This window comes from uncultured Streptococcus sp. (assembly GCF_938036805.1).
GTDB lineage: Bacteria > Bacillota > Bacilli > Lactobacillales > Streptococcaceae > Streptococcus.
The window spans coordinates 1-17,702 of sequence record NZ_CALHWC010000195.1 but is presented as its reverse complement, the minus strand read 5'-3'; the positions used below and the strand labels follow the sequence as shown (position 1 = coordinate 17,702).

14 protein-coding genes and 1 pseudogene are annotated in these 17,702 nt (G+C 42.7%); 5 read left to right on the top strand and 10 right to left on the bottom strand.

What is annotated here, in order from left to right:
• The 5 genes from Q0191_RS08450 to Q0191_RS08430 all read right to left on the bottom strand — a co-directional run.
• The coding region (locus Q0191_RS08450) for a mucin-binding protein (protein ID WP_297665588.1) at positions 1-5,092 on the bottom strand (5,092 nt) is incomplete at its 3' end.
• Between the two features lie 391 nt (positions 5,093-5,483).
• A complete protein-coding gene (gene trmB / locus Q0191_RS08445; RefSeq protein WP_297665587.1) occupies positions 5,484-6,122 on the bottom strand; it encodes a tRNA (guanosine(46)-N7)-methyltransferase TrmB in 639 nt (212 codons plus the stop codon).
• Positions 6,119-6,913 carry a cell cycle regulator CcrZ gene (gene ccrZ, locus Q0191_RS08440; RefSeq protein ID WP_149517864.1) on the bottom strand — a complete coding sequence of 265 codons (795 nt, stop codon included), beginning with the start codon at positions 6,911-6,913 and terminating at the stop codon, positions 6,119-6,121. The genes trmB and ccrZ overlap by 4 nt, the downstream gene beginning before the upstream one ends.
• 50 nt (positions 6,914-6,963) lie before the next feature.
• Positions 6,964-8,010, bottom strand: a complete 1,047-nt coding sequence (locus Q0191_RS08435) for an ABC transporter permease (RefSeq protein ID WP_297665583.1) — start codon at positions 8,008-8,010, stop codon at positions 6,964-6,966.
• A complete protein-coding gene (locus Q0191_RS08430) occupies positions 8,007-8,738 on the bottom strand; it encodes an ABC transporter ATP-binding protein (protein WP_297665581.1) in 732 nt (243 codons plus the stop codon). Before Q0191_RS08430 ends, Q0191_RS08435 begins: the two co-directional genes overlap by 4 nt.
• Before the next feature lie 75 nt (positions 8,739-8,813).
• On the opposite strand from Q0191_RS08430, the gene Q0191_RS08425 reads away from it, so the two are divergent.
• Positions 8,814-9,224, top strand: a complete 411-nt coding sequence (locus Q0191_RS08425; protein ID WP_297665579.1) for an HIT family protein — start codon at positions 8,814-8,816, stop codon at positions 9,222-9,224.
• Positions 9,225-9,233: 9 nt separating this feature from the next.
• The gene (locus Q0191_RS08420) at positions 9,234-9,509 is read left to right on the top strand and encodes a hypothetical protein (RefSeq protein ID WP_297665577.1); all 276 of its coding nucleotides are present in this window, start codon (positions 9,234-9,236) and stop codon (positions 9,507-9,509) included.
• 54 nt (positions 9,510-9,563) lie between these two features.
• On the opposite strand, the pseudogene Q0191_RS08415 reads toward Q0191_RS08420, so the two are convergent.
• The 5 genes and pseudogenes from Q0191_RS08415 to Q0191_RS08395 all read right to left on the bottom strand — a co-directional run.
• Positions 9,564-9,939 (bottom strand): annotated as a pseudogene (locus Q0191_RS08415) (IS3 family transposase); the annotation flags it as partial.
• A gap of 484 nt (positions 9,940-10,423) precedes the next feature.
• Positions 10,424-10,738 (bottom strand): thioredoxin, encoded by a 315-nt coding sequence (gene trxA / locus Q0191_RS08410; RefSeq protein WP_297665575.1) that lies wholly within the window; start codon positions 10,736-10,738, stop codon positions 10,424-10,426.
• A gap of 93 nt (positions 10,739-10,831) precedes the next feature.
• Positions 10,832-13,165, bottom strand: a complete 2,334-nt coding sequence (locus tag Q0191_RS08405) for an endonuclease MutS2 (protein ID WP_297665573.1) — start codon at positions 13,163-13,165, stop codon at positions 10,832-10,834.
• Positions 13,166-13,220: 55 nt separating this feature from the next.
• The gene (locus Q0191_RS08400) at positions 13,221-13,769 is read right to left on the bottom strand and encodes a CvpA family protein (protein WP_297665591.1); all 549 of its coding nucleotides are present in this window, start codon (positions 13,767-13,769) and stop codon (positions 13,221-13,223) included.
• The gene (locus Q0191_RS08395; RefSeq protein WP_008808274.1) at positions 13,769-14,074 is read right to left on the bottom strand and encodes a hypothetical protein; all 306 of its coding nucleotides are present in this window, start codon (positions 14,072-14,074) and stop codon (positions 13,769-13,771) included. The genes Q0191_RS08400 and Q0191_RS08395 overlap by 1 nt, the downstream gene beginning before the upstream one ends.
• A gap of 149 nt (positions 14,075-14,223) precedes the next feature.
• Between Q0191_RS08395 and rnhC the strand changes: the two genes are divergently transcribed.
• The 3 genes from rnhC to Q0191_RS08380 all read left to right on the top strand — a co-directional run.
• The gene (rnhC, locus tag Q0191_RS08390; RefSeq protein WP_297665570.1) at positions 14,224-15,114 is read left to right on the top strand and encodes a ribonuclease HIII; all 891 of its coding nucleotides are present in this window, start codon (positions 14,224-14,226) and stop codon (positions 15,112-15,114) included.
• A 3-nt stretch (positions 15,115-15,117) separates the two neighbouring features.
• Positions 15,118-15,720 (top strand): signal peptidase I, encoded by a 603-nt coding sequence (lepB, locus tag Q0191_RS08385; protein WP_061599787.1) that lies wholly within the window; start codon positions 15,118-15,120, stop codon positions 15,718-15,720.
• 94 nt (positions 15,721-15,814) lie between these two features.
• On the top strand, positions 15,815-17,702 hold a 1,888-nt coding region (locus Q0191_RS08380; RefSeq protein ID WP_297665567.1), incomplete at its 3' end, for an ATP-dependent RecD-like DNA helicase.

Genomic DNA, 17,702 nt, shown 5'->3' with positions numbered 1-17,702 from the left:
TGATTGCTTCTTTACCATGACGAAGAGTAACCACAAATTGTTGGTCCTTCTTATCATCGTTATCGAAGGTCTTAGGTCCCTTGAACTCATCGTTCACCACTTCGTAACCCTTGTCTGTCAATTCTTTCAGACGAGCTGCGTAGTTAGTTGTACCGATTGGCTCACCTGACTTACCGCTTTCAACTACCTTACCAACTTCCTTGTTGTTATCATCTTGGTCTACGAATGTGATAATCGCTTTTTGACCATCTTTAACATAATTGATTGGTGTATCCTGTGTTGGATCACTTGGAATTGGTGGTGGGTTGTAACCCTTGCTTGGATCGCTCGGATCTTTCGGTGTCAATGGTGTTGTACCATCTGGGCCTACTGGGGTAGTGCCTGGTACATTTGGAATTACTGGAAGGTCAGTACCTGGTTTCGTTGGATCTGTTGGATTGTTTGGATATGGAAGGTTTGGTACTTTTGGAAGTCCATCTGGTACATTTGGTACGTATGAACCGAGCTTCTTGTATTGTACAACTTCTTCGCTATCCTTATCATCAGGAGTCACTGTCTTCGCTGCTACATTAGCCTTATCTGCCACGAATCCAGTTACTACTGGTGTAGCTTCTTGTGCCAATTCTTTCGTAGCTGGTGTCCATGCGCCGAAGGTTTCAACGCCAGTTACACGGTTACGTTCACCTGTACGTGTGAAGGCTGCTTCTTGAGTTACTGGAGCTTTCAGAGCTGGACGACCCGCTGTTTGACCATCTGCGTATTGATACTTGATGGTACGTGTAACCTTCTTGTTAAGTTCTGCTGGATCCTTGATTGCTTCTTTACCATGACGAAGAGTAACCACAAATTGTTGGTCCTTCTTATCATCGTTATCGAAGGTCTTAGGTCCCTTGAACTCATCGTTCACAACTTCATAGCCCTTGTCTGTCAATTCTTTCAGACGGGTTGCGTAGTTAGTTGTACCGATTGGCTCACCTGACTTACCGCTTTCAACGACCTTACCAACTTCCTTGTTGTTATCATCTTGGTCTACGAATGTGATAATCGCTTTTTGACCATCTTTAACATAATTGATTGGTGTATCCTGTGTTGGATCACTTGGAATTGGTGGTGGGTTGTAACCCTTGCTTGGATCGCTCGGATCTTTCGGTGTCAATGGCGTAGTACCATCTGGGCCTACTGGTGTAGTTCCTGGTACATGTGGTACCACTGGAAGATCTGTTCCCGGCTTAGTTGGGTTATTTGGATCGTTTGGATATGGAAGATTTGGTACTTTTGGAAGTCCGTCTGGTACATTTGGTACGTATGAACCGAGCTTCTTGTATTGTACAACTTCTTCACTGTTAGCGTCGCCAGCTTTCACTGTCTTCGCTGCTACATTGGCCTTATCTGCCACGAATCCAGTTACTACTGGTGTAGCTTCTTGTGCCAATTCTTTCGTAGCTGGTGTCCATGCAGTGAAGGTCTTTTCACCAGTTACAGCATTTATTTTACCAGTACGTGTGAAGGCTGCTTCTTGAGTTACAGGAGCTTTCAGAGCTGGACGACCCGCTGTTTGACCATCTGCGTATTGATACTTGATGGTACGTGTAACCTTGCTGTTCAAATCAGCTGGATTCGTATTGTCATCCACGCGTGGGGTTACGACAACTTTCCAAACTTGGTCTTTTGTCTTATCGTTATCAAACTTCTGACCACTTGGTTGAGTGAAGCCATCACTTACAAGTTTGTAACCTGCTTGTTGAAGTTGAGCGATACGGCTAGCAGTTGAATAAACAACATCTTCCCCTGATTTACCTGTAACACCGTCTGTGTAAAGAGTCTTAGCTGGAACACCGTTTTGTCCATCTGTTACATACTCGATGATACCGCGTTGATCATCTTGGCTGTAGCTTACTACTTCATCTTCATTAGGAGATGTAGGAGTAACAGTTGCAGCTGGAACACTTGGTTTGTCTGGAGTGAAGCCAGTAACTGCTGGAGAATCAACTTTTGGAAGTTCTTCGCTTGGCTTGTTCCATTGACCTGGAGTTTCAACACCTGTCACCTTGTTCACAGAAACTGGGCGAGTAAATGTTGTTGTTTGAGTAACTGGGCGAGGAAGTGCTGGACGACCTGCTGTCACTCCATCCTTGTATTGGTAACGAACGTTACGAGTAACATCCTTCGTTTCTTGTTTTGTCTCAATACGTGGAGTAAGGACAACTTCCCACTTCTGATCTACATTGTTATTGCTGTCAAATTTTTGACCGCCTGCTTTAGTAAAGCCATCGCTAACAAGATCATAACCCAACTGTTTAAATTCATTGATTTTCGCAGTTGTTGTGTAGTTGACAGGTGTGTTTGAATTACCTGTTACGTTATCCGTGTGTAGAGTCTTAGCTTCAACACCATTCTTACCATCTGTACGGTAAACGATGCTTCCCTTTTGAGTTGCAGCAGAATAGCTTACAATTTCACGCCAGCTTGGATCTGTTGGAGCAACAGAAGCTGAATTTACACGTGGTTTATTTGGTGTAAAGCCTGCTACTTCTGGACTATCAACTGCCGCTACATTTTGACGAGCTGGTGTCCAGTTACCGTATGTCTTCTGACCAGTTACTGGATCTTCTGACACTTGACGAGTAAATTGAACTGTTTGCTCAACAGGTTGTGGAAGAGCTGGACGACCTGAGGTCACACCATCTTCATATTCGTAAGCGACTGTACGAGTAACATCCTTAGTTTCAGTTGTTACTTTCGGATTATTCTTACGGTATGAAACGATTTCACGCCAGCTTGGGTCTGTTGGCGAAACAGAGGCTGAATTTACACGAGTTTTATTTGGTGTAAAGCCTTTAATTGCTGGTGTATCAACCGCATCTACAGTTTGACGACTTGGTGTCCAATTGCCGTATGTCTTTTGACCAGTCACTGGGTCTTCTGACACTTGACGAGTAAATTGTACATTTTGTTGTACTTCACGCGGAAGAGCTGGACGACCTGAAGTCACGCCATCTTCGTATTCGTAAGCAACTGTACGAGTAACATCCTTAGTTTCAGTTGTTACTCTTGGCGCAATCTTTTCATAGTAAACAATCTCAGTTCCTGGAGTAGAACCTGCGTTCACTGTGATACCATCCACACGAGTTCTATCTGGTGTGAAACCAGTAATGCTTGGTGTATTTACGCCACCAAAGTTTTGGCTCGCTGGACTCCATGGGCCAGGTCTGCCACCTGTAACTGTTCGAGTAAACTCAGCTGTTTGAGTAACTGTTTGCGGAAGTGCTGGACGTCCTGCTGTTTGACCATCTCTATAACGATACTCGATTGTACGAGTAACAGTTTGTTTTTCTGTCTTAACATCGGCAGCACCTCTACGATAAACGTAGGTTACAGTACCGTTTGTTCCCCAGTCAGCAAGAGTTCCTGAAGGTGGCAAGCTACCTCTCTTCATTCCAATGAAACCATAGCCAGGGATCTTCTTCTGTTCAGTAGTATAAGGCTTACTTTTAAAGGCACCTTGTGGATAGGTTACTGAGCCTTCAGCGATTTCTCGACCTTGCTCATCTTCATAACGCACGTCAACAGAGGCACTTTGGTAGAAATCGAAACGTTTGATTTGGAACTGTTGCAAGTTCTTGTAGTTACCAGTCGTCGCCGTAACCACCATGGACATCAGTTCTTCCGGAGTAGAAACCTTCTTCTTCCATTGCTTGATACCAAGATTACTTTCGTAAGAGACAGTTAATTCCTTGGTTACACCGTCATACTGGATAGCAAATCTGTGGAAACGACCATCTAGGTCACTTGAGTCTAGACGTTGAGCACTACCAGCATCTGTCTCAGCCCACCAACGATCATATTCGCCACCAGTGAAGATGCCACCACCACGAACTTTTTTATGAGTGGTATTTACCCAAGCACCGAATTGTCCCAGACGAGGGTCTTCCGCCCAACCATATTGGAAAGAGTCAGTGTTGTTAGTATCAAAACGATTTCCTTTCGGTGGCGTGAAGACGTTCCAGAAAGTATCCAGTTTGAAACCAGTCGCATTACGCAAACCACCGATACCAAGGTTACCACCATCAGCACCTAGGTCTGTTGTGTTCCCTGTATGGAAGGCAAAACCGATACCATCGGCACCATAACGTTCTTGAGTCTTATCACCAAGGTTAACTCCACCAGTCAGCTTGAAGCTTTGGTTCATATTGATCTTACTCTTCAGACTGAAGTTACCTGTCTTAGAGTTTTCATCTGGAGTAAGGGTTACGATACCATCGTATGAATTATAGGTGGCTGAACCATTCAATCTGAAGTAGTCAAGGAAGTTTTCCTTCGTTACAGTTGTTTTCCCTGTTTGTGGGTCAAACGAACGGAAGCCGCTTTCTCCTGATTTACGGAAATCAGCGTAACCTTTATTTACTTCGTTTTGAGCTGCTGCTAATGTGGAATTAGCCTCACTCTTAGCTACTGCATTTGGTGTTTTGCTAGCTGTTGCCAAACTAGCTGCTTGACTAGCTGCCTTTTCAACTGATACCTTAGCAGGTTCTACAGCGGCAGCTGATTCTGCAGCTGCTTCAGATGAAACTGCAGTTGACTCCGCAGTAGCTGAAGAAGCTGGGCTAACTCGAGCCTCAGACTGAGTTGCAGCAGTTGATTGGCTAGTCGCTACTGAAGCTTTAGATACTTGTGAAGTAGCCTCTTTTAAAGCTGCTTCACTTTTTGAAGCAACTTCTGATTTAACAGTTTTTTCTTCCACTTTGCTTGATAGGTCTTCAGCAGAGGTAGAAGATGCTGTAGATGCTGCACTTGAAACTGCGTTGCTTTCAGCGACAGTTGCTACGGTAGAATTCTTTTCTATGGCCGACTCGGAGTCAGAATCATTCGCTCCCGAATCTTCTCCTGAATCTGGCACAGAGGTCGTTTTCTCCGTAGAGGTGCTTGAAGAATCCGTCTTAGCTAACGTATCGGCTGAAACGACATTCCCCCCAAAGAACATGAAAGCTGCGACTGCTACAGAAGCCACGCCCACATTAAACTTACGAACTGAGTATCGAAGTCGTTTCTCAGCACTCGCACGGTTTAATCTGCGTCTCGCATTTTTATCCATGAACATCTCTCCTTTTTAAAATATAGTTCAACCACCTATTACTCCACACCTTAACGCCTGAGCAGCAAAGTATTTTATAACATATGATTGGTGGTTCTAATGTCAAAGTTTAGACATTAAACCATACCAATAATTATACCGCTTTTTCCCTATTATATCAAGGATTTTACTGTCTATTTTTTTTCTGTAACAAAAGTGTAATATCATATTATAGGGATAGAAAAAAGCTTTAGCGACGCCGTTTCAAGAGAATGAAAACAACAAAAACAATCTTTATAGTTTGATAATCAAAACAAAATAAAAAAGAGCCCCCACAGGGCTCTATTCAACAAAAATCAGTCATAAAACCCGACATTTGAGATAGAAAATCTATTTAGGACTCTCTCAATTTTTATTGAAACTCTGCTTCAACTCGGTAAATAACCTGACCCTTGCTAGAGAATTTTTGCTCATATTCGGTTAGGACATTGCCTTCAAAGTCGCTGGCATGAAGATCCAGCCAAACACCTTTGAGAATCATGCCATACTGCGAAAAACTGACTAGACTGTATTCAAACAAGCCACGATTATCCGTCTTGAAGTGGATTTCTCCTTTTTCTGGCAAAATTTGCTTGAAGGTATCCAAGAAAGACTTATAGGTCAAGCGACGTTTTTCATGCCGTTTCTTAGGCCATGGATCAGAGAAATTCAGATAAAGCCGGTCAATCTCTCCGTCTGCAAAGTAGTTGGTCAAATCTGAACCATCCACCCAGAGCAGCTTAATATTGGGTACATCAGCCGCCAAAACCTTATCCAAAGCATAGCTGAGAACAGACTTCTGAATGTCAATTCCGATATAGTTGATATCTGGATTAGCCTTGGCCATTCCTGTGATAAAAGCCCCCTTACCACTTCCGACTTCAATGTGGATAGGGTGGTCATTACCAAAAATTTCCCGCCATTTTCCCTTGGCATCAGCTGGATTTAGAATTACATAGTGGGGGTTGGCTTCTAATAGTTCAGTCGCCCCCTTACGATTTCTTACTCTCATCTTACCTTTCCATACTTAGAACGGAAGTTGCGTAGAGCGTAAATCTCCCGGTTCACATTTTCTAAATCATTGTTTTCGTAATATTTAGCAATCTGCATCAGATAAGAGTATTGACCAAACCAATACAGTTTTTTGATAACCTTGTCATTGTACTTATAACCGTAGTAGGTCAGCCACTCCTGCCAATTGGTATCTGGGATATAGTGACTCAAGATATGAGCAACATCCAACATCCTGTCCGTCAAGCGAACGGAATCCCAATCCACCAAATAAATCAAGCCACTATCCGTCTGAAACCAGTTGCTATGCCGTACATCACCATGGACAATCGTCGCGTAGTCCTCACGAAAAGCAGGTACCGTTTGCCGCAAATCCCGAATAATTGATTGCAGGTACTGATTGTTCCGCAAAACGACCGGCGCTTGATTGAGCCAGCTATTGATTAAATCGATCGGTGTTTCCAAAATATAACCCAATTTAGCCAACTGAGTCATCAGAGGCCGCGACCGATGCAAACGCGTTAAAATATTGATTACTTGCTTTTTCGACATGTCATTTGGTGTTAAAATGGCACCTGAAAGCCATTCTTGGCCACTCATAACATTGCCATCTGGCAAGCGTCGACTCCACAGAAGTTGCGGAGCAATTTGTTCTCTGGCTAAACCTGCCAGAATCGGGGTCGTATTCATCTTGACGAAAACTCGCCCCCCGTCTGGATAAGTTCCCATATAGGCCTTTCCGCTCTTACCAGCTATTGGTGTCAGGGCTAGCTCGTTATCAACCAAGACCATGATTCCCCTCCTTAAAAAGTTTCCTCACTATTTTACTAATTTTCATTCTTTTAGTCAACCAATCTTTTTAGTTTATATGGCAAATAGACTAGATACAAAAAGATTGTCGCTCCAAGCATTGCTAACACTGCCATCTTATCTTGAAAAAAGAGCACTGCCACTAGCGTTTCAAAAAGCAAAACACTATGTCCAATCCCTGTAATAACCTGTCTTACACCCTTGATTTTAGACTTGTTATTCAGCGGAAAAAGCTTAGTTAAATACTGATAATCAAGAGCTTCATACAAGGCCAATAACTGAAAAAGCAAAAGATGGTTGAAGAGAACAACAAAACCTGCAGCAATCCAAGGCTGGCTAACAAAAGCAATTGTCAGCAGGGCTAAAAGCAGGAGACGCAAGGTCAGAGGGAATAGATCGCCATTGCGAAGATAAGAGCGCAGAAACATATTTTGCCAAGTCTTGGCATGGATCTTAGACAAAAGTCTCGTCAGCCCGTCCAAGTAAGCTCTTCTTTTGACACTATTGGAAATGCCTTTTACATTTGTAAAGAGAGCGAAGAAACGAAGAACTTTCTGCTTGCGCCCTTCCTCAGCCGCGATTGCATATTGCCAATTGAGACGATCAGACAAGAAAAAGCGACGCCCCTTGAACTGAAAGACCAGCCATTTTAGCAATAACATAAGGAGGCAGTACAGTCCAAAGCCCCAGATTGGCAAACCTAGAGCCAAAAACAGGGGCGCTAACAAAAGCAGTAACAAGGTTTGTAGCAGGCCAAAGAGGATATAAGACCGCTGGATTTGTCCCTTAACAAACTCAATAATCGCCTGCTCCTGCACCAGCAAGAAGAGCATGTCTGGCTTCTCCAGATAGGTTGCAATACTACCAAAAGGAAGAATGGCCACAGAAAACAAGACTAATCCGGCTATGATCGGCCAAGACTGACTAGGGAAATTCCGCAGCAATTGATTGTACTGAACCGCCAGAAATCCGAGAAAAATCAATAAAAACAGGACAAAGTGATCATTGAGAACATAGCGCAAGTACTTCAGGCAGCGCTGACGGAAATCCTGCTTGCGTTTAGCAAATACTTCTTTCATAAGACAGCCTCTTCCGTCAAGGCAAGATAGATGTCATTGAGACTAGCTTCCGGCATCTGAAATTGTCCTCGCAACTCAGCCAGATTGCCCTTAGCGCGCACCTGCCCTTTATGCAAAATCACAAAGCTATCGCACATCTTCTCAGCTGAATCCAGAACGTGGGTACTCATGAGGATGGACTTGCCTTTTTTCTTTTCCTCATCCAAGAGCTGGATAAGGTCTGCAATAGCTACCGGATCCAACCCCAAAAAGGGTTCGTCCACGATAAAAAGACTAGGATCTACTACGAAAGCACAGATAATCATGACCTTCTGCTTCATCCCCTTAGAGAAATGCACTGGAAACCAGTCCAACTTATCCTTCAGTCGGAAGATAGTTAACAAGCGCTCCACGCGCTCAAAAGCGACTTCCTGCTCGATATCATAAGCCATGGCCACCGTTTCAATATGCTCACGTAAGGTCAGCTCTTCGTAGAGACTCGGTGTCTCTGGGATAAAACCAATCTTCTTACGGTAGGCACTAGGATTTTCTCGCAGCTGCAAACCATCAATCCGAATTTCTCCCTTATAAGGCGTCAATAAACCGATAATTTCATTGATGGTAGTGGATTTACCAGCACCATTGAGACCAATCAAACCAACTAGCTGACCATCGCCCACTTCAAAGCTAATATCTTTCAAAACAGGAATGTTAATATAGCCTCCTGTAAGGCCTTTGATTTCTAACATATTTTCTCCAAATTCTGGTATAATGTTCTTATATTTTAAATTATAACAAAAATCTAGCGAATAGAGGTATCATTTATGGCTGATTGTATTTTTTGTAAGATTATCGTAGGGGAAATCCCGTCTTCTAAAGTTTATGAAGATGACCAGGTAGTCGCCTTTCTAGACATTTCTCAGGTCACTCCAGGCCATACTTTGGTCGTTCCCAAGCAGCATTTCAGAAATCTTTTGGAAATGGATGCAGACAGTGCTAGTCAGCTCTTCGCTCGTGTCCCAGACATCGCCCGAAAAGTCATGAAAGCAACAGGCGCCAAAGGCATGAACATCCTTAACAACAACGAAGAAATCGCCGGCCAGACCGTCTTTCATACCCATGTCCACCTAGCTCCTCGCTACGAAGAGACAGACGGTTTACAAATCAGCTTTGAAGCCCACGAACCAGATTTTTCAGCCTTAGCTCAACTGGCTGAAAAGATTGCTCAAGCTTAGGGAGGGACTATGAAATTTTCAAATCTCATGCTTTTCACAGGTGCTGCCTTGGCCAGCTACCATTTGGTCAAAAATCGGAAGACAATTAGCCAAGAAGTCGTCGAAACATCCGATATCTTGGATAAAATTCAAGATAATTTAGCTAACATCCAGCACAATCTCGCCATTATCCAAGAACAGCGAGACAATATCAAAGAGATGGCGCAGGATCTGACATACAAATACAAGGTTTTCGAAAAACAAGCTCAGGCTCAAATCGCACAAATACAGGACATCTGGCAATAGAAAACTTTCTCATAACAAGAAAATTGTACCAATCTCAAAAGGTTAGACAATAATTTAAGTAAAGGACTTAGTTCTGCATCGCACAGGGCTGAGTCCTTTCAATTTGACTTCAACTCGTTTGTTGTTGTGGTAATCAATGTAGTTCACAATAGCTTGTTCCAATTGATTAAGTGACTGAAACGTCTTCTCATAACCATAAAATATCTCAGACTTAAGAATTCCTAAGAAGGACTCCTTCATACTGTTGTCTGGACTGTTACCTTTGGATGACATGAACTATTGAATCCCTTTATCCTCTAAAGTGATGATAAGAAGCGTGTTGATGTTATCAGACTTGGTCTCTGTAAAGAATGGTATTTTCCTGATATTTCTCTGTAAATGCTTCCTCCAACATAGTTTTTACTTGTTCCAAGTTCGGTGAGCGAGCAATTTCGACAATCTTTAGAAGAATATCAAAAGAAAACTCAATTAGCAATTCTTGGATAATTTCCGTTTTTCTTCTTTCTTTTCCTCCTTCAATTGAAATTTTATAAACTTTTTAGAACAGCATCCTCCGCTCTTAGGCATTCATTTTCTGCTTGAAGAGCTTTTAGTTATGTCTCATCTCCTATCAGATTTTCTTTGGTTTACGACCCATTATAACCGGGCCACAAGTATCTTCAACCAAGTCATATATAGAGCCAAATCAATCCTTGATTCTACTTGTCAAAGGGAGTAATCTTTTGGGGCAATTCGTCTATTGTATAGAAGCCATATTGGCGACGATTATAATCTGTTTTTTCTTTGTAAAACATGGAAAACACCTCGCAACTCTTCTTATATCTTTTATGCAACTTTACACAAAGAAAAGCCCTTAGAAACTGGTGTTCTAAGAACTTTGTCTTCAATCTAAATCGAAGCCTAAAGCTTCTTTCTTAATTTAATTCTGCCAAAATAGCCTTCAGTTGCTCCTTCGTATGAACACCAGCTACTTGCTTAACGACTTGACCGTCTTTTTTGAACAGAAGGGTCGGAATGGACATAATACCAAATTCGCGAGCGGTATTTGGATTTTCATCCACATCCATTTTAAGGATTTTCAGTTCATCTTCATGAACTTCCCCTGCTAACTGCTCCAAGATAGGCGCCTGCATACGACATGGACCGCACCAAGTTGCCCAAAAATCAATCAGAACCAGTCCGTCTTTTGTTTCTTCTGCGAATGTCGCATCTGTAACTGCTGCTACCATAAATCTTCTCCTTTGAATAGCTTACTTTTGATAATATTGTACACTAAACATAGAGGAAAAGAAAATATTTGCTACGGAGTGTCCGATGCTTCTCTACTTAAAGATGACAATCGTCGCGCCACTACCACCAGCATTTTGCGGGGCATAGCCGAAGGACTTAACATGCTTGTTGCGGCGGAGGTATTTTGTCACTCCTTCACGGATGACACCCGTTCCTATACCGTGGATAATATCCACCTGAGCCATGTTGTTGAGAAGGGCCTGATCGATGAAGGCATCAAGCTTTTCCATGGCCTCTTCATAGCGCTTACCACGCAGATCCAGTCTGGCTCTTGGACCATTGGTATTGGTTCGCTTGACCACATTGACCTGCTTGCGCTTAGGCTGTTGTTCCTTTTCAGCCTTGAGAAGATTAAATTCCTGCTCATCTAGAGTCATCTTGATCAGACCGACCTGGGCTTCCCAGCGCCCGTCCTTGAGCTGCTTGACCAAGGTTCCCCGCTGACCATAGCTGGTGACTAGGATATCATCTCCCACCTTGGGCGCCCGATTTTTCTTGGCCTGCTTGAGCACCTTATTCTTTGATAAATCAACCGTTTCTGGTGCCAACTTTTTAAGCTGAGCCTTGGCTTCGATAATCTCATGCGGTTTGAGACTGGACTTATCATGGAGATTTTTGAGAATGCTCTCACTCTCTGACAAAGCCATATCCACGATTTCCTGGGCTTCCAAGCGTGCCTTATGGAGCTCGGTTTCCTTTTCTCGGTTAAACTCATTGTAAAGTTTTTTGAGGGCTCGGTTAAATTTGAGATTTTCCTGTTCCACCTCGCGGATATTGTCCAAGCGCTTGCGGCTTTCCAGCGTCTGTTCTTCCAATCGCTCAATGATCCGATTGACATCGCTGTCTGTGTTGGTCTGCTCTTGGGCATGGCCAACAATAGCTTCCGACAAGCCCAAACGCCTAGCAATTTCAAAGGCATTAGAGCGGCCAGGTACCCCCTGCATAAAGCGGTAGGTCGGCCGCAAACTATCTGTATCAAATTCCATGCTGGCATTTTCCACCCAGTCCGTCTCAATCCCATAGGCTTTGAGCTCAGGATAGTGGGTCGTCGCCATGGTTTTAATCTGCCTTAGCCGCAAATCTTCCAAGATAGCAATAGCCAGAGCTGCACCCTCTTGCGGATCAGTTCCAGCTCCCAGCTCATCCAGCAGAACCAGACTCTCGCTATCAACCTGCTCTAAAATAGAGACGATATTGGTCATGTGACTGGAGAAAGTCGACAGGCTCTGCTCAATGGACTGCTCATCACCAATGTCTGCAAAAATCTGACTGAAAATCCCGACGCGACTCCCCTTGTCCGCCAAAATTGGCAGACCTGATTGGGCCATGATCTGAGCCAGACCCAAGGTCTTCAACATGATGGTCTTACCACCGGTATTTGGTCCAGTAATGACAATCTCTGTCAAATCAGGTCCGAAATGCAAATCATTAGCTACTGCATTTTCAATCAGGGGATGACGAACCTGTAGCAACTGAATGGCTTGTGTCTCGGATAAGGCTGGCACTACTGCTCCTCGTTCTCTCATAAAGGCCAATTTGGCCATCACCAAGTCAAGATGACCGATAATCCAAGCATTGTTGGCAATTTCAGCTGCATGAGGGCGAATCATAGCAGATAGTTCTTGCAAAATTCGCAAGAGTTCGTAGCGCTCGTCCGCCTTGTAGTTGGAAATTTCCTCATTGAGATTGACCACTGCCCTTGGCTCGATATAAATTGTCGTTCCACTAGCAGAAATGTCATGCACCACTCCTGGAATCCGATTCCGATAGGTGTTTTTAACCGGCAGCACATTGCGGCCATTCCGGCTGGCCATCACTTGATCTGCCAGCATGTCTCCCTTGTTTTTGAGAATTTCTTGCAAAAGATCTCGTACCTTGCTTTCATTCTCTTGGATCTTGCGACGAATTCTCCCCAGTTCTTCACTAGCAAAACTTTCAATAAAGCCCCCGTCGTTGACAGCTAACAGACTCCCTTGAATAGCAGGGAAATCGACTAGATTTTCAAAAACACGGTTCAATTCTTGAAGTCGAACATTTTCTAAATCATTATAAAAAGTAACCAAGTCATGCGAAACGCGCAAAACCTTTTTTAAAACAAGCAATTCCTCGATATTCAGGTCACCATCAAGCTCCAAACGCTTGCTAATAGCAGTGATATCCTTGGTTGCTGCCAAATGAAAATGCGGATCTTCTACTAAAATCTGCTCCATATCTGCAACTTCTAAAAAGGCTCTCTCAATTGCCTCTTTTTTTGTGGTCGGCTGTAAAACTTGTAATTCCAACTTTCCCTGCTCCGTTTGCAAAAAGCCTTGGAACAAGTCTTTTATTTTATTAAATTCTAAGGTTTCTAATATTTTTGTATTCATGATAATATCTTTTTCTAGTGAAAAAGAACCCAGCTAGTCGGCCAACTGAGTCCTTTTATCCAATCACCTTGGTAACCCAAAAATACTTCAGGAGACTAGAGGTAATTGGGGTATGGTTAATAATGAAGCTAGCTAAACCACTGTGATTTAAGCGATCTTGAATAAAAGCTAGTGGTACAGTAGCGAAAACCGTTAGGAACATTTCAATGGCAAATAAGGAAATGAAAACAGCAATTACACCGCTCGCAACATTATACCAACGAGAATCCGTATTCCCTTTAGGTACTAAATGGATAAAAATCCCGATGAAGCGACCAATCGCATAAACAAAGGTGTAAATGATGAAAAAAGCTAGACCAGCATAGAAGACTTTATCTAAATGAAAGAGCTGATTGTTAGGAAAATAATACGTTGTAGCTCCTTCTGTCGCACTTGAATAAGGGACCCACAAACTTAAAAAGCGGGCTAAACCTTGGTAAGATTGACTAGCGATAAAAAAGGCTACAATAGCTGATAGTAAATAATAAGCCTGAAGGACAATCCCTCTAGAGTAGCCAATATAGAAACTCCATGCCAAAATCAGTAAAATTAGTAGTGAAATAATCATAAAGGCCCCTCTGTTTGCAAAGATTTTTCTTTTATTTCAGTTAGGGCTTTTCGACGCAAGCTTTCTAATTCTCTTTCCTTGTCATCAAATTCAATTTCACGATTTAACTGAGTTGACAGGCTATTAATAGCAAGCAAAATAGCCAAGGTTTCATCATCCGCTTGGGGCATTCTTTCCTTGATTGCTTGGTATTTTTCTGTCGCGACCTTTTCGACTTCCTCCATAAACAGATTATCAAACCCTGTTGTTAAAGTCATGGTCTTCTTTCCAAATGTAAACTTATATCGATTCAAATTTGCCATAAAATCACCTCGTTATATTATACCAAATATCAAGCCTTTTGTCAGGTCAGGGCCACCCCTCTATCCTGCTTTTCTAAAATATGCTTGAAGATAAAAAGTCCGTCAATCTTTTTTTCAACTTTACTCTTTTTTATGTTAAAATAGAAGGCATGGGACAATTCACCTTAACACCGAGTGAGCAGGAGATTCAAGCATTTCTTAAGCAATATAAAAAATATCTCAGCTCTAGTAAAAATCCTTATATCCGTTATTTTTTCCGTTTGGAGCAAGCAACAGCCAGTGTCTATACTTCTGGTAAATTACTTCTTCAGGGAGAAGAGGCAGAAAAATATGCCCTTTTTTTCAAAGAGACAGCAGATTTCACTCAGCCTCCGCAGAAAATCGCCTACCAAGCTATGATAGGAACGGATGAGGTCGGTAATGGTTCCTATTTTGGCGGTTTAGCTGTTGTGGCTTCTTTTGTCACTAAAGAACAGGAGGATTTTCTCAGAAAATTAGGTGTTGGAGATTCTAAAACCCTGACGGATCAAAAAATTCGCCAGTTAGCTCCTATCCTAAAAGAAAAAATCACCCATCAAGCCCTGCTCTTATCACCTAAGAAATACAACCAAGTCATTGCTTCAGGTTACAATGCTGTCTCAGTCAAGGTTGCTCTTCACAATCAAGCCATCTATCTCTTGCTAGAAAAAGGAATAAAACCTGATCAAATCGTAATTGATGCCTTCACTAGCAGCACCAATTACCAGCGTTATGTCAAGCAAGAGCGAAATCAGGTTAGTCAGGCGATTCATTTAGAAGAAAAAGCTGAAGGAAAATACTTAGCTGTGGCTGTCAGCTCCATCATAGCCCGCGATCTTTTCTTAGAGAATCTAGAGATTCTGAGCCAGGAATTAGGCTACCAATTACCAAGCGGAGCAGGAGCTAAAAGTGATCAAGTGGCCAGTCAGATTTTGAAGGCTTATGGTATGGCCGGTCTTGAAACAAGCGCTAAACTACATTTTAAAAATACTCAAAAAGCAAAACAATTACTAGAAAGGTAAGTTATGTCTAGTTTTAAAAAATTTATGAAAGAATGGGGATTTTTCATCCTCTTCATGGCTACTTTGCTCCTCACCCGACTCTTCCTCTGGTCTCCATTTTTGGTAAGTGGCCACTCAATGGACCCGACCCTTGCTGATGGAGAGTATCTACTCGAAGTCCGCTATCTACCCATCGACCGTTTTGATATCGTTGTTGCTAAAGAAACAGATGAAAATGGGAACGAGAAACGGATTGTCAAGCGAGTGATTGGTATGCCTGGTGATACCATCAAATATGAAAATGACCAACTCTATATCAATGGTAAGAAAACTGATGAGCCTTACTTAAAAGAATATATTTCTAAATTTAAAAAGGACAAATTGCAGTCGACTTATTCTTACCGGAAGATGTTCCAGCAAATTGCTGAACAAGCCAACTCTTTCACTCAGGACTCTCTCGGCAACTCAACATTCACTGTCGAAGTTCCTAAGGGACACTATTTCCTTCTAGGAGATGACCGACTCGTATCACGAGATAGCCGAGAAGTTGGAAACTTCAAGGCCAGTCAAATTGAAGGAGAAGCAAAATTACGCTTCTGGCCACTCAATAAGATTGGTATCTTCTAAGTACCATTTGTTAAGCCAATAAGAATCAAGAAATAAAAAGGGCAGGACAGCAGGTTTCATTGGCTTGTCTGCCTTTTTTTCTAGGATGAGAGATATGGAATTCTATTTTTCAGGAACCGTCGAACGCATTATATTTGAAAATCCCAACAATTTCTTTCGAATTTTGTTGCTGGATATCGAGGACACAGATGCAGAATTTGATGATTTTGAGATTATCGTGACCGGAACCATGGCCGATATCATGGAAGGACAAGACTATACTTTTTGGGGAACTCTTGTTCAGCATCCCAAATACGGGGAACAGCTAAAAGTAACTCGCTACGAAAGAGCCAAGCCAACCAGTAAGGGCCTGGTCAAGTATTTTGCTAGCGATCATTTTAAAGGGATCGGTGTCAAAACCGCCCAAAAAATAGTAGACCTCTATGGCGATAATACGATTGACCAGATTTTAGCTGATCCTAGCCGTCTCGTAAGTATTAATGGCCTTTCTGCAGTCAATCGGGAAGCCTTCGTCAGCAAACTGAGACAAAATTACGGCACAGAGATGTTGCTCTCTAAACTCGCTGAATATGGCATCCCCAATAAACTTGCCTTGCAGATTCAAGACACCTATAAAGAAGAAACGCTGGAAATTGTCCAAAAATATCCTTATCAACTAGTTGAGGACATTCAAGGTATTGGTTTCAAAATAGCTGACCAGTTGGCCCAGCAACTTGGTATTGAAAGCGATGCTCCAGAGCGTTTCCGGGCTGGTCTTGTTCATACCCTTTTCAGCCAATCTATGGAGACAGGTGATACTTATATAGAAGCACGTGACTTGCTATCCCACACCATTGATTTGCTGGAGAATGCCCGTCAGGTTGAACTTGATCCTGCCTTGGTAGCGGATGAATTGGCTCACCTTATCGAAGAAGATAAGATCCAAAACGTTGAGACAAAAATCTTTGAAAACAGTCTTTATTTCGCCGAGGAAGGTATCCGTAGCAATCTGATTCGGATTCTAGAAAAAGGCAAACAAGAAACCTTTGATGCCCCAAAACTCGACAGTATCATCGAACAAGTCGAGCAAGATTTAGGAATCTGCTATGACCATATTCAAAAGAAGGCTATCTGCGATGCCATTAATCATAAGGTGTTTATTCTGACGGGTGGGCCGGGAACTGGTAAAACGACCGTTATCAATGGCATCATCGCTACTTATGCTGCTCTTCACAAACTAGATTTAGCTAAGAAACAGGAATTACCTATTCTGCTTGCTGCTCCGACTGGACGAGCTGCCCGTCGAATGAATGAATTAACTGGACTCCCCAGTGCTACTATTCACCGGCATCTAGGGATGACTGGAGATGATGATACCAGTCATTTAGATGACTATTTGGATGCTGATTTCATCATTGTGGATGAGTTTTCTATGGTCGATACTTGGCTAGCCAATCAACTACTTAGCAATATTTCTTCCAACAGCAAGATCCTCATTGTGGGGGATGCTGACCAGCTTCCGTCTGTCAGTCCAGGTCAGGTTCTGGCCGATCTTTTAAAAATACCTATCTTGCCCCAAACCAAGCTGACAAAAATCTACCGGCAAGGAGAAGATTCAACAATTGTTACCCTGGCCAGTCAAATCCAGCAAGGGATTCTGCCAGCTGATTTTACTGAAAAAAAGGCGGATCGTTCCTATTTTGAAGCAACTAGTGAATATATCCCTGACATGATTAAGAAAATCGTAGCCGCTGCCATTCGTAGTGGCATCCCTGCCCAGGACGTCCAAGTCCTGGCTCCTATGTACCGAGGACCCGCAGGAATCGACCAGATCAACCAACTCATGCAAGATTTAATAAATCCATCAGAAAAAGACCAACTGGTCTTTGAAGCGCCAGACTGCCAATACCGGCAAGGGGACAAGGTCATTCATCTGGTCAACGATGCTGAAAGCAATGTCTTTAACGGCGATCTGGGCTATATCACCGACCTCTTGCCTGGCA

Bases quoted from the DNA above. Each gene is read 5' to 3' on its own strand.
- lepB (WP_061599787.1), top strand. From the start codon at position 15,118: ATGTCTAGTTTTAAAAAATTTATGAAAGAATGGGGATTTTTCATCCTC.
- Q0191_RS08430 (WP_297665581.1), bottom strand. From the start codon at position 8,738: ATGTTAGAAATCAAAGGCCTTACAGGAGGCTATATTAACATTCCTGTT.
- ccrZ (WP_149517864.1), bottom strand. From the start codon at position 6,913: ATGGTCTTGGTTGATAACGAGCTAGCCCTGACACCAATAGCTGGTAAG.
- trmB (WP_297665587.1), bottom strand. From the start codon at position 6,122: ATGAGAGTAAGAAATCGTAAGGGGGCGACTGAACTATTAGAAGCCAAC.
- Q0191_RS08435 (WP_297665583.1), bottom strand. From the start codon at position 8,010: ATGAAAGAAGTATTTGCTAAACGCAAGCAGGATTTCCGTCAGCGCTGC.
- Q0191_RS08420 (WP_297665577.1), top strand. From the start codon at position 9,234: ATGAAATTTTCAAATCTCATGCTTTTCACAGGTGCTGCCTTGGCCAGC.
- trxA (WP_297665575.1), bottom strand. From the start codon at position 10,738: ATGGTAGCAGCAGTTACAGATGCGACATTCGCAGAAGAAACAAAAGAC.
- Q0191_RS08425 (WP_297665579.1), top strand. From the start codon at position 8,814: ATGGCTGATTGTATTTTTTGTAAGATTATCGTAGGGGAAATCCCGTCT.
- Q0191_RS08405 (WP_297665573.1), bottom strand. From the start codon at position 13,165: ATGAATACAAAAATATTAGAAACCTTAGAATTTAATAAAATAAAAGAC.
- Q0191_RS08395 (WP_008808274.1), bottom strand. From the start codon at position 14,074: ATGGCAAATTTGAATCGATATAAGTTTACATTTGGAAAGAAGACCATG.
- rnhC (WP_297665570.1), top strand. From the start codon at position 14,224: ATGGGACAATTCACCTTAACACCGAGTGAGCAGGAGATTCAAGCATTT.